Annotated in this window: 8 protein-coding genes; 4 read left to right on the top strand and 4 right to left on the bottom strand. The window is 41.3% G+C overall.

Annotation, left to right across the window (positions count from 1 at the left end; genetic code table 11):
* Nucleotides 1–80: 80 nt before the first annotated feature.
* From FZF08_RS25570 to FZF08_RS25560, 3 genes are all read left to right on the top strand, one after another.
* Nucleotides 81–692: a hypothetical protein gene (locus tag FZF08_RS25570; RefSeq protein ID WP_159475529.1), complete on the top strand. Its 612-nt coding sequence runs from the start codon at nt 81–83 to the stop codon at nt 690–692.
* 207 nt (nt 693–899) lie between these two features.
* Nucleotides 900–4,250, top strand: coding sequence for a transcription-repair coupling factor (mfd, locus tag FZF08_RS25565; protein WP_159475627.1), 3,351 nt, complete (start codon nt 900–902; stop codon nt 4,248–4,250).
* A 99-nt stretch (nt 4,251–4,349) separates the two neighbouring features.
* Nucleotides 4,350–5,609 carry an SUMF1/EgtB/PvdO family nonheme iron enzyme gene (locus FZF08_RS25560; RefSeq protein WP_159475526.1) on the top strand — a complete coding sequence of 420 codons (1,260 nt, stop codon included), beginning with the start codon at nt 4,350–4,352 and terminating at the stop codon, nt 5,607–5,609.
* An 88-nt stretch (nt 5,610–5,697) separates the two neighbouring features.
* Here FZF08_RS25560 and FZF08_RS25555 read toward each other — a convergent pair whose 3' ends face one another.
* The gene (locus tag FZF08_RS25555) at nt 5,698–6,384 is read right to left on the bottom strand and encodes a ComF family protein (protein WP_159475506.1); all 687 of its coding nucleotides are present in this window, start codon (nt 6,382–6,384) and stop codon (nt 5,698–5,700) included.
* Nucleotides 6,385–6,528: 144 nt separating this feature from the next.
* On the opposite strand from FZF08_RS25555, the gene FZF08_RS25550 reads away from it, so the two are divergent.
* Nucleotides 6,529–7,890 carry a dihydroorotase gene (locus tag FZF08_RS25550; protein WP_159475503.1) on the top strand — a complete coding sequence of 454 codons (1,362 nt, stop codon included), beginning with the start codon at nt 6,529–6,531 and terminating at the stop codon, nt 7,888–7,890.
* On the opposite strand, the gene FZF08_RS25545 is transcribed toward FZF08_RS25550, so the two are convergent.
* The 3 genes from FZF08_RS25545 to FZF08_RS25535 all read right to left on the bottom strand — a co-directional run bounded on the left by FZF08_RS25545 (nt 7,876) and on the right by FZF08_RS25535 (nt 12,427).
* Complete coding sequence (locus tag FZF08_RS25545) at nt 7,876–8,322, bottom strand: (deoxy)nucleoside triphosphate pyrophosphohydrolase (protein ID WP_229216695.1); 447 nt, start codon at nt 8,320–8,322, stop codon at nt 7,876–7,878. The two genes, FZF08_RS25550 and FZF08_RS25545, sit on opposite strands and share 15 nt — an antisense overlap.
* A 117-nt stretch (nt 8,323–8,439) precedes the next feature.
* Nucleotides 8,440–9,465 carry a Holliday junction branch migration DNA helicase RuvB gene (gene ruvB, locus FZF08_RS25540; protein WP_159475500.1) on the bottom strand — a complete coding sequence of 342 codons (1,026 nt, stop codon included), beginning with the start codon at nt 9,463–9,465 and terminating at the stop codon, nt 8,440–8,442.
* Nucleotides 9,466–9,556: 91 nt separating this feature from the next.
* Nucleotides 9,557–12,427: a PKD domain-containing protein gene (locus FZF08_RS25535; RefSeq protein ID WP_159475497.1), complete on the bottom strand. Its 2,871-nt coding sequence runs from the start codon at nt 12,425–12,427 to the stop codon at nt 9,557–9,559.
* Nucleotides 12,428–12,646: the final 219 nt, after the last annotated feature.

Genomic DNA, 12,646 nt, shown 5'->3' with positions numbered 1-12,646 from the left:
CATAACGATTCCTATATTTATTGTACTCATTTAAGTTACAAAGAAACTTTGTTTGTCTAATCCTTACCTACCTTTTCATTATGAAATTTAAATTTACACTCCCCACCGCATTTTTCCTGATATTCATTTTTGCCGGTTGCAGCACGCATCTGCGGCCATTGGGATATGTTGCGGTTCAACCTTACGCAAAACCATTTCAGAAAAAAGTCACCCAGCCTTTGAACATCGTTTTAATGGAAGATGTGAGAGATAGCCTTGTGATGGACGGTGGTGGAATAAAAAAAATGAAAGTCAGTGATTTCAGATTAAGTGTTATAGATGGGTTGAAAAGTACTTTCAGCAAAAATTTTCAAACAATTAATTTTCTGGGGATAACTCCTGAGAAAGGTTTAGTATTAGTTATTTATCGAATCAGGCCTTTCTGGAAGGTTGGAGGGTCCTCTACTTCGGCTGTTCTTGCAGGAAATGTGGCCGTTCCTGTCACTTCAAATAATTCCTCAGCGGCGTTCCAATTCGAATCGTCATTGTTCCTGAATAACAAAAAAATACAGGTTGCCGACAGTCAGACTTACAGTGATGAACTGACGGGAAGTGCGACTCCCCATAAAATTTTTGAGGACGGTTTGCGAATTACCTGTGAAACCATTAATAAAATGATATTCACAGACGAAGTTTTAGAGAAAATTAACTGATTTCAAATTAAGACATTTCACAAAAATTTTACGTTGTCCCCGACTGATTTCACTTTATCTTTGTAAAAGAGAAAAAACAGTAAACAAAAGCGAAAAATCTGTTGTTCTTAATTTATTGCCGACCGGGAAAATCCCTGGAACGGCTTTTTGTGTTTGATCAAGTTTATAAAAACCGGGGAAATTTCCTCTAATAATTTAGCTATACTTTTGGAAGTAAAAGATTTATTGACGCTATACGGAGGTGACAGTTATCTGGATCTGTTCATTTCACAAATTGCCTCTAAAAAACAGGACGCCGCACATATTCAGATCAAAGGACTTGTCGGCAGTGTAGATGCGGTAATTGCAGCGGCCGTTCAGCAAAAGAAGAAAAGTCCGGCCTTATATATTTTGAGCGATCGGGAAGAGGCTGCTTATTTTCAAAATGACTTGCAGAATTTGCTGGGCAAAACGGAGGTTTTATATTATCCTACGTCCTACAAACGCCCATATCATTACGAAGAAGTAGACAACGCCAACGTTCTGATGCGCGGAGAAATCCTGAATAAATTGAACGTTGCCAAACCCGGACCGTTTCAAATCGTAACTTATCCCGAAGCGCTTTTTGAAAAAGTGATCAACAAAAGATCGTTGATTGCCAACACTTTTTCGGTGAAAGTAGGCCAGAAGCTGGATCCATCATTTCTGACAGAATTCCTGACCAGTTATGGTTTTGAAATTACCGACTTTGTTTTTGAAGCCGGCCAGTTTTCCGTACGTGGAGGTATTCTGGATGTTTTCTCTTTTGCCAGCGAACATCCATTCCGTATCGAGCTTTTTGGTGACGAAGTGGAAAGTATCCGCTCTTTTGATCCTGATACGCAGCTTTCGATTGAAACAGCCAAACAAATTAATATTGTCCCGGATATTCAGCAAAAACTGGTTCATGAAACGAGAGAATCATTCATGGATTTTCTGGATAGCGATTCAGTTTTGTGGTTTAAAGATGCAGAACTAACGCTTGAAGTGATCGAAAGCTGTTTCGAGAAAGCGGAAAAAGCTTTACAGGAAGTGACCAGCGGTGGTGTTCAGATCGTTTCAAATCCGGCCGATTTATTTGAGACACGACGCGGTTTTTTAAATCAGGTTAAAAAATTTAAAACGGTAGAATTCGGGCGTCGGTTTTATTTCAAAACGGAAAGCAAACTCCCCTATTCTTCCAAACCGCAACCGTCTTTTAATAAGGACTTTAAGCGTTTACTGGATGATCTTTCCGAAAATCAGTCAAAAGGTTTTGTCAATATCATTGTTGCGGAACAACCGAAACAGCTGGATCGTCTGGAAAGGATTTTTGAAGATCTTGATCCGTTTGTCAAATTTCAGCCGATGCCGAATATTTCGCTTCGGGAAGGTTTTATTGACGAAAATCTGAAAATAGCCTGTTATACTGATCACCAGATTTTTGCCCGTTTTCATAAGTACAGGTTAAAAGAAAAATTCAGCAAATCGAAAGCGATTACGCTGAAAGAATTGAAGTCCCTGCACGTCGGTGATTTTGTTACCCATGTGGATTATGGTATTGGACGTTTTGCCGGTATGGAGCGGAAAGATGTCAATGGAAAAGAGCAGGAAGCAATCCGGCTTATTTACCGCGACAATGATTTGCTATATGTAAGTGTGCATAACCTGCATAAAATTGCCAAGTATACCGGCAAGGAGGGAACGCCTCCTGCGATGAGTAAATTGGGTTCCGGCGATTGGGAAGCGAAAAAATCAAGAGTTAAAAAGCAGCTTAAAGATATTGCCCACGAACTGATTGCACTTTACGCGAAACGTCGTCAGGCACCAGGTTTCCAGTTTTCTGCTGACAATTACATGCAGGCTGAACTTGAATCATCCTTCTTGTATGAAGATACGCCGGATCAGGCAACGGCCATTGCCGACGTGAAAGATGATATGGAAAAAGGTCATCCGATGGATCGTCTGGTTTGTGGTGATGTTGGTTTTGGAAAAACAGAAGTAGCAATTCGCGCAGCTTTCAAAGCCGTTTGTGATAGTAAACAAGTAGCTGTTTTGGTACCAACAACGATTTTGGCCATGCAGCATTTTAAAACGTTCAGCGAACGTTTATCAGATTTCCCGGCGAAAGTGGGTTATATCAATCGTTTTAAATCAACAAAACAAATTAAAGATACGCTGAAAGAGGCTGCCGAAGGCAAAATTGATATCCTGATCGGCACACACCGTATTTTGAATAAAGATGTGCAGTTCAAAGATCTTGGTCTTTTGATTGTCGATGAGGAGCAAAAATTTGGAGTTAAAGCAAAAGACAGATTGAAGGAAATGCGTGTGAATGTGGATGTTTTGACATTAACTGCAACGCCAATTCCAAGAACACTGCATTTTTCTTTAATGGGCGCGCGTGATCTTTCGGTTATCGCAACGCCGCCACCAAATCGCCAGCCGGTAACGACAGAAATACATTCATTCAGTGAAGAATTTATCCGCGATGCCATCAGTTTTGAAGTGCAGCGCGGCGGACAGGTTTTCTTTGTACATAACCGTGTGAATGATATTGAATCGATTGCTAACATTATTATGCGTCTGGTTCCGGAAGTAAGAATCGGTGTGGCGCATGGACAAATGGACGGTGATAAACTTGAAAAAGTAATGGTCGACTTCATTGAAGGAGAATATGACATTCTGGTTTCTACCAATATCATTGAATCCGGAATTGATATTGCCAACGCCAATACGATCATTATCAATTCGGCGCATATGTTCGGACTTTCGGATCTTCACCAGATGCGCGGCCGGGTAGGGCGTTCCAACAGAAAAGCATTCTGTTACCTTTTAACGCCGAACGCGTCTACCTTAGCCAGTGATTCTAGAAAACGTCTTCAGACTTTGGAAGAGTTTTCGGAACTGGGAGATGGATTTAAAGTTGCGATGCGGGATCTGGATATTCGTGGAGCAGGAAATCTCTTAGGTGCGGAACAAAGTGGCTTTGTGAATGATCTGGGTTATGAATTGTATCATAAAATGCTGGATGAAGCAGTTGCCGAGTTGAAAAATAATGAGTTCAAGGATTTGTTCTCATCGGCTTTGGGGCTGCCTGCAAAATTACTGCCGGATTGCCAGATCGAAACCGATTTTGCTACCTTAATACCTGAAACGTACGTCAAAAATATTTCAGAAAGACTTTCGTTATATACGCGTCTCGACGATATGAAAACGAATGAAGAGCTGCTTGGTTTCGAGAAAGAAGTAATGGATCGTTTCGGACCTCTGCCAAAAGAAGTTGAGAATTTGTTGAAAACAGTTCGTTTGCGTTGGGAAGCCGAAAGTTTGTATTTCGAAAAATTAACGTTAAAAAACAATACATTGAAAGGATACTTCGTTACTTCGCAGAACGATGAGTTTTTTCAGTCGCCAAGGTTTGGTAAAGTAATTGATTACATTAAGTTACATCCAAAACAAAGTTCGTTGAAAGACCAGAAAGGGAAACTTATGCTGATCTATGAAAATGTGCAAAGTATTGACCAGGCGCACAAGATTTTAGTTGAAATGTGTCAATAATGGATTTTTCGCAAATAAGTTCGATTGATTTCTTACATTTGCAGTTTCGCATACTATTAAATACCAAACACTCTAAGTCACTTTAAAGCAATGATTTGCATGCATAAGATGGGTATCCGGTCGATCGCGTTGATACTGATTGTGTTATTAGCGGCTACTTCGTGTAGTAAGAAAAAAAGACCAACGAGTTTGAAACCGGGGAAATCCAGTTCAAAAACAGGCTTGGCGTATAATGGCAAGGATGGCTATCAGGTGAAACAATACAAAGCATTACCTGCTGGTCCTGACTTGGTTTATATCGAAGGTGGGCGTTTTACCATGGGATCTTTGGAAGAAGATGTTATGAACAGACGTGACAACCCAAAACGTACCGTAAGTATCCAGTCGTTCTATATGGATCAGACGGAAGTTGCCAACGTCCATTATCTTGAATACTTAAATGCTGTTCAAAAAGATTCTTCGGAAGAATTTTACAGCAAAGCCTTACCCGACACAGCTGTTTGGTACAATGAATTGTCATTTAACGATTCTTATGTAACCATGTATCTTCGTCACCCTGGTTTCCGTTTGTACCCTGTTGTAGGTGTATCGTGGGTTCAGGCGAACGATTATTGCGCATGGAGAACTGCTGCTGTAAGTAAAAGCAATACTGCAATCGGTAATAAAGCCGGACAGAAGAAAAAAGGATTTGCTATTGGCAAGAAGAAAAAAGCTGCCAATGCTGCGGAAGCAGAAGCAGTTGCCTCAGCGGAACCAGCTCAACTTAGAATTGAGAGCGGTTACGTAATGCCTCCATACCGTCTGCCAACAGAAGCTGAATTTGAATATGCTGCGATCGCTATGATCGGTACACAGTATGCGGATGAAAATCAATCAAACCAGCGTATTTATCCTTGGGATGGATCGACAATGCGTCAGCCACGCGGACGGAAGCAAGGACAAATGCTTGCTAACTTCAAACGTGGACCAGGAGACTATGCTGGTATCGCCGGTAAATCAAACGATGGTGCGATCATTACTCAGGAAATTCGTTCATATCCTGCTAATGACAACGGCCTTTATGATATGGCTGGAAACGTAAGCGAATGGGTTTATGACGTTTATCGTCCGCTTTCCAACAATGATGTGAATGACTTGAACGCATTCCGTCGTGATGGATATCAGGATGATGCTAAAAACTATGACAGCAAAAACGGTAACTCTTTGGTAAATGATAACCTTCGTGTTTACAAAGGTGGTTCATGGTCTGACGTAGCCTACTGGTTGTCACCAGGAACGCGTCGTTACATGGATCAGGATTCTGCCACTGCATCGGTAGGTTTCCGTTGCGCAATGATTGCGACTGGTAGCCGTAAATAAGATTCTTTTAGAATAAATTTATAAAAGTAAAAAGGAAGGATTCAGGTTTTAAAACTTGAATCCTTCCTTTTTTAATGCCAAATTCTTTTTAATGCTGAGCGGAAGCAATCGTTAAAATATAAAATTGTCCGCATCCTGCCTCCCTCAAAACTTCTATACACGCTTCCAAAGTTGCGCCAGTTGTCAAGATATCATCTATAACAATTACGGATTTCCCTTCAACATTTTCACTTACCCGGAATACGCCTTTAACATTTTCCCAGCGTTCATTTCTTGTTTTACCGGTTTGTGTTTCGGTAAATCTGGTTCGTTGCAAAGCATTTCCAGACCACGGAATATTAGTAGCGTTTGAAAAACCTTCCGCCAGTTTATCACTTTGGTTATAGCCTCTTATCTTTAATTTTTTCTTGTGCAAAGGAACTGTGACGATCAGGTCTGCCTCCGGTAAATTTCCATTTGCCATCATTTCCTGTCCAAACATAAACCCAAGTAAAATACCAACTTCCGATTTTCCCCGGTATTTCAGCGCATGTAATAATTTCTGCACTTTGCCTTTTTTGGTAAATAACAAAAAAGAATGCGTTCCTGCTACTTCGTGAATATTGACAAACTTTTGCTTGACGATATCACTAAAAACACTGTCCTGCTCAACTCTGGGTAAACCAATTCTGCACGTAGTACAAATAATAGCCTCATTACCTACCAATCCTTTGTCACAGGCTTCGCAGCATCTTGGAAAGATAAGGTCAACGAAATCAAACCAGAGAGAAGTCATAACAATTTTGAATGATTGAGTGAGAGAATGATAGAATAATTTGAATGAGAGAATGATTGAATAAATTAGCTGGTCAACCAAGACATTCTTAACTTTACTTTTCAAATTATTAGCGATTTAGTATATCCACCAATTGTATAGTAAATGAAAACCCTTATCCTGAATGCCCGCATTGTCAATGAAAATACGATCCAGGAATCTGACGTATATATTGTTGATGGTCACATCCAACGCATTGCAAAAGATTTACAAAATCTTCCCGCTGACCGGGTTATTGATGCAAAAGGGACGTATTTACTTCCTGGTGTTATTGACGACCAGGTTCATTTCCGTGAGCCAGGACTAACTTACAAGGCAAATATTCATTCCGAAGCGCGTGCCGGGGTAGCAGGTGGCGTAACATCCTTTATGGAAATGCCAAATACAGTTCCAAATGCGCTTACACAACCGTTGCTGGAAGATAAATACCAGATTGCGGCAAACACGTCCCTGGCGAATTATTCATTCTTCATGGGCGCGTCGAATAGCAATTATGACGAAGTAATGCGCACGGACCCAACACAGGTTTGCGGGATCAAGATTTTCATGGGTTCTTCTACGGGAAATATGCTTGTAGACTCGCCGGAAGTTTTAGAAAAACTATTTGCTAATGCACCGATGCTGATCGCAACACATTGCGAAGATGAGCCGACGGTTCGTCAGCGGATGGAGTTTTTCAAAGAAAAATACGGAGATAATGTTCCTTATAATATTCATGCGCTCATCAGAAATGAAGAAGCCTGTTTGATCTCATCCACTTTTGCCAGCGGATTAGCACATAAACATAAAACGAGATTACATATTCTTCATATTTCAACGGGTGACGAAGTTTCTCTTTTTGAAGTAGGAGAGCGTAAAAATGGTAAAATTCTTTTGGCTGACGGATCCCCAAAACTTGTGACGGCAGAAGCTTGTGTGCATCATTTATGGTTTGATGCGGAAGATTATCACATATTGGGAAATAAAATAAAATGTAATCCGGCCATCAAAGCGCCGCATCACAAAGAAGCAATTTTCCAGGCACTTTTGGATAACAGGATTGATGTAATCGCTACGGATCATGCTCCGCATACCATCGAAGAAAAAGCACTACCTTACTGGCAGGCGCCTTCGGGTTTACCTTTGATTCAACATACATTAAATGTTATGCTGGAATTCAGTAAAAAAGGGAAAATACCTTTGGAAAGAGTGGCTGAAAAAATGAGTCACGCCGTAGCGGATTGCTTTCAGATTAAAGACAGAGGATATATTCGGGAAGGTTATTGGGCTGATCTTGTGCTGGTAGATCTTGACGGAAGTACTTTTGTTGAACCTTCCAATATTTATTCAAAATGCGCATGGTCACCTTTTGAAGGTACCAACTTTCAGTCAGCCATTACACATACTTTCGTATCTGGCCATTTGGCTTACGAAAATGGGAATTTCGATGAAACCGTTAAGGGAAAAAGATTATTATTTTCCCGATAGATAGGTATAATAACTTTTAATAATATCCAGATCTCCGACCGTCCAGTTTAACGAAAGCAAATCTTGTGGGTCAAGCCACATGATTTGCTCATGTTCGGATAGCGTCATTTCAAAAGTTTGCAGCTTACATATAAACGGAACAAGGATAATTTCTCTCCAGCCCTGATCTTTGGTCGTAACCGGTAGTTTTTGAATTATTTCTATGTCAACATCAAGTTCTTCTCGTATTTCGCGAAAAAGCGTTTCCTCGTCGGTTTCGTTTTCCTCTTGTTTCCCGCCTGGGAATTCCCATTGAAGCGGAAACGAAAGTGCTGCACTACGCTGTCCTGCTAAGACTTTTCCATCATGTTCAATGATCGCACAAGGCACCCTCACAACCAACTTTACAGCAACAATACTTTCTATCATACCAGCAGTGACACAAAATTTCACGCAAAAGTACGTAATTTTCAGAGAAAATGCAATGCAGCTAACTCAATTATTGTCTTGTTGACACTATCTTAACATAGATGTAAATTGCTAGCTATCAGCTTTTCTGACGAAAGGGATTTAAAATAGCTCTCCGGAACGGTGCCTTGGCAGTACACCTAAATGCCGATATGCTTTTTCTGTAACTTCTCTGCCTCTGGAAGTTCTTTTCATATACCCTTCCTGAATCAGAAATGGCTCATAAACTTCCTCAATTGTTTCCGCCTCTTCACCACATGCCGTAGCAATGGTAGAAAGACCAACAGGCCCGCCTTTGAATTTCTCAATAATAGTACTCAAAATCCGGTTGTCCATTTCATCCAGTCCGTTCTGGTCTACATCAAGCGCCAGAAGAGCCATTTCAGCGATGGCAACGGTAATTTTACCATTACCCTTTACTTGTGCAAAATCGCGTGTCCGACGGAGAAGGTTATTGGCAATACGCGGAGTTCCACGGCTACGACGGGCAATTTCATAAGCGGCATCATCTTCCAACGGAGTTCCCAAAATCACAGCTGATCGCTTTAAGATGGATTTCAACAATTGCGCATCGTAATATTCCAGACGAGCGTTAATACCAAAACGAGCCCGTAACGGAGATGTCAGCATTCCTGCGCGTGTGGTGGCTCCAATCAATGTGAATGGATTCAGTCCGATCTGGATACTGCGCGCGTTTGGTCCGCTGTCCAGCATGATATCAATTTTATAATCCTCCATCGCAGAATAAAGATATTCTTCAACAATCGGATTCAGACGATGGATCTCGTCAATAAAAAGGACATCGTGTTCCTGCAAATTTGTAAGCAAACCTGCAAGATCGCTCGGTTTGTCCAGAACTGGCCCGGAGGTAATTTTAATACCGGCAGCAAGTTCATTGGCTATGATATGCGACAATGTTGTTTTCCCCAAACCCGGAGGTCCGTGCAACAACACGTGGTCCATGGCATCACCACGCTGTCTTGCAGCCTGAACATATATTTTAAGATTTTCAAGAATTTTTTCCTGTCCTGTAAAATCATCAAATGAGAGCGGACGTAATGCCCGCTCCACATCTTTTTCAGTATTAGAAAGATTTTCTTTATCTCCGGACAGATAATCCTGACGCATAAGCTTTTTGACAATAGTAATCGCGTTTTAACAAAAAACGCACCTGTTTATTTGATCAAAAATAACCGTTTTAATTGGCAAAACCGAACATTTAACGGATCACCATAACCGAGCCTCGCATGACAACAGGATTTCGTTCAGGGAAATATTGGGCTTCGTATGATACAATATAAGGATAAACTCCCGGCTGAACTTTCAATCCTTTATAAGTACCATCCCAGCGGTCTTCTATCGAATTAGTGGCATAAATCACCTCACCCCAACGGTTATAAATCCTTATCGAATAGTTTATGTAATAGGCCCCAAAAACTTCCAGCGTCTCATTTTTCCCATTGCCGTCGGGAGTAAACGCATCGGGAATAAAGAACCGGGGTTCACATTGATCAAAAACAGTTGTGGATTTTTTCGCAATACATCCCTCTTTATTGGTTCCCAAAACTGTATAAACTCCTTTTTGATTAACAATGATCGTTTGCGTGGTGTCTCCTGAAGCCGGCCACTCATAATGTATGACCCCAACGCCTTTGGCATCCAACACGGTTGAACCACCATCGGGAATACAGATGTAATATTCAGGAGCAAGCCCCAGCAAAGGCGAGGGAAGTTCTCCAACCTGAATCGTATCCGCATTATAACAATCATTTCCGTTTTTCACCTGAACAAAATAGGTACCAGGCTGACGAACGGTAATACTCCGTGTCGTTTCACCGGTATTCCATAAGAATTCCCTCCACGTAAGTCCGGGGGCAGTAATCAGAATGGAACTATCGCGGCACATCGTCGTATCAGCACCAAGATCGAATGCCGGTGGCTTTCGTAACGTGACTTCTGTTGTATCAGCAGTGAAACAATCTCTTTGCGGACCGTTATAAGCCACGGCAATGTAGCGGCCGGTAGCCGTAACTTTCAATGTTCTGGAACGGCCAACAATTCTGCCTCTGTTATACCACTCGTAAATCTGCGCGGTAATACCCATATCCAGATTTATGTATTGTCCGCAGGTATCGATGTTTGCGCGCAAATTCATTGCTGGTGGTGTCTCGAATATGACAACAGTATCTTTCGTAACCATTGTTGTACACTCGTTTGTCTGTGAAAGCGTTACGAGGTAACTCCCTGGCTGTGTGTAAGTATGCGTAACTTTTTGCTCCTTGGACGGTGGCGAAGCCGAACCATCTCCAAATATCCAGCTATACGTATCTTTTTTAGGATCACAAATTGGTCCGGCTTCAAAGGTCGTAGGTTCATTCGTACAAAAACCATCCGCTGTAAATCCGGGTCCCGATGATTCCTGAGAAAAATCCTGTACCATGTTTGGCAATCCTAAACCACTTTTTTTACCTCCAAGATTTACACCTTCAAGTTTATATTCAATGGTACTTACAGAATTTCTTTCAGGTTTTCCTATTACCCCCAAATAGTCACTTCCGTCAACAGCCATATAGATTTTGCCGTCCGAAGCCATTTGTAAAGCTCCATATTTCTGTGTGGCAGAACTGTCAATAACCAGTGCGGATTCTACCAGCGTGCTATCACTGAATGTGAGGTCATATTGTTTTAAATAGGATTTCGTTTTTCCATCTCCCTGGAAGGTGACGTACATTTTTTCACCACTGGAAGAAAACTCAATTCCGTAGGCAATCGGTGGGGCGGGACCAAGATTTATTAATTTATCATATGTTAAAACGCCCGTCGTATCATTGAACTTGAACAATTCTACGTAATTCGTAGGTGGGCCTGGTATTACCACAGCAAGTCTTCTTTCGCCCGTTGTACTATCTGCGGCAGAAAATTTCATATATCCCTCCCCCTTATTCAAAGAATCATGCGCCATACCCAATTCAGGAGAACCGGTTTCTGTCAAACCACCGGTTGTAGCGTGAAAAATGCGAAATTTGTTCGTGCCGTAATCGTGGGATACAACCCAGTACGTAGTATCTTTTTTATTTTCAACCGCTGCCAATCTTTCTGTTGTTGGCTGTTGTAAAGTTGTATTTTGTTCAATAATCGCACCTTTTCCATTGTTCCGGCGCATATCCACGACGCTTACCGTAAGATATTTCGTCCCTTGAATATCCGTTGTTGTAAAAACATTAAATAAATATTCACAACCCCGGCAGGTTGGCTGAGGCACAATCAAAACGGATTCTGTTGATGTATGGCTTCCTAAAAGAGGCGCACAATTCGCCAACAAATAGCAATCCATCTGTTTATGATCCTTGTTATAAATCGTAATTCCATCAGAATAAAACAGCAATTCACCTTTGGAATTTGCGATTGAAGAAACGCCTTCGGCCGAATTAACCTGTCCATCCGTTAAGGGCGACGGAGGGGAATTATTAAAATCAAGCCCTGCATTTGCTCCAAAATACCATTTGGCACCTTCCGAATTGGTAGGCTCCATACAGATTTTGACATTAACTTTATCCTGGAGCTTACAACCATTCGGCAAAATCACCTGGACGGAATAACAACCGGAACTATCAACCTTTAAGATCTGCGTAGTATCGCCCTTGGGATACCAAATATATTTTGCGCCAGCTGGTGCATTGGTAGGATAAGGGTTCAAATCAATAGTTTGACCCGGACAAATCGTAGTATCTGCTTTCCATTTTTGAAACGGGGGCGGAACCTCGCCAATTGTAATTAACTGCGTTTCAGTTGTCTTACTCCCATCAGCAAAAGTTCTGGTCAATGTAACAGTGAATGACCCGGCTGTTTTATAAGCATGCAAAGGGTTTCGAACATCATCCTTTCCACCATCCCCGAAATCCCAGGCCCACGCGGTAGCCTTGCTATTATTATCTTCGTTAAACACAGTGCCATCCTCCGCACACGCCGGACTTGGCACGCACTTTTCAGTTACGGTAAAAGTTTCTCCCTTTGCAAATCCTGTCACCAGAAAAAACAAAAAGAAAAAAGAATAAAATATTTTCCGATGTGTATTATAAAATCGCCTCATGTTTCGTTACTAAATCAATCATCCCTACCTGCCACATTTAATATTCTTGTTACCCGATCATTCTAACGAAAATAATATGTTAAAATTTTGTGTGGTAATGTCTTAAAAACCATGCTAATTTGAATATTAATACGCAATGTGGCGACAATTTGTGAATTAAAATTTGTAATTTTTTATGTCTCTACACACAATTCGCCGTAAATAGCGGACAAAGTCTAT

The organism is Dyadobacter sp. 3J3, from assembly GCF_009801115.1.
In the GTDB taxonomy this organism is placed as follows: Bacteria; Bacteroidota; Bacteroidia; order Cytophagales; family Spirosomataceae; genus Dyadobacter.
This window is presented reverse-complemented; position numbering and strand designations above follow the sequence as displayed.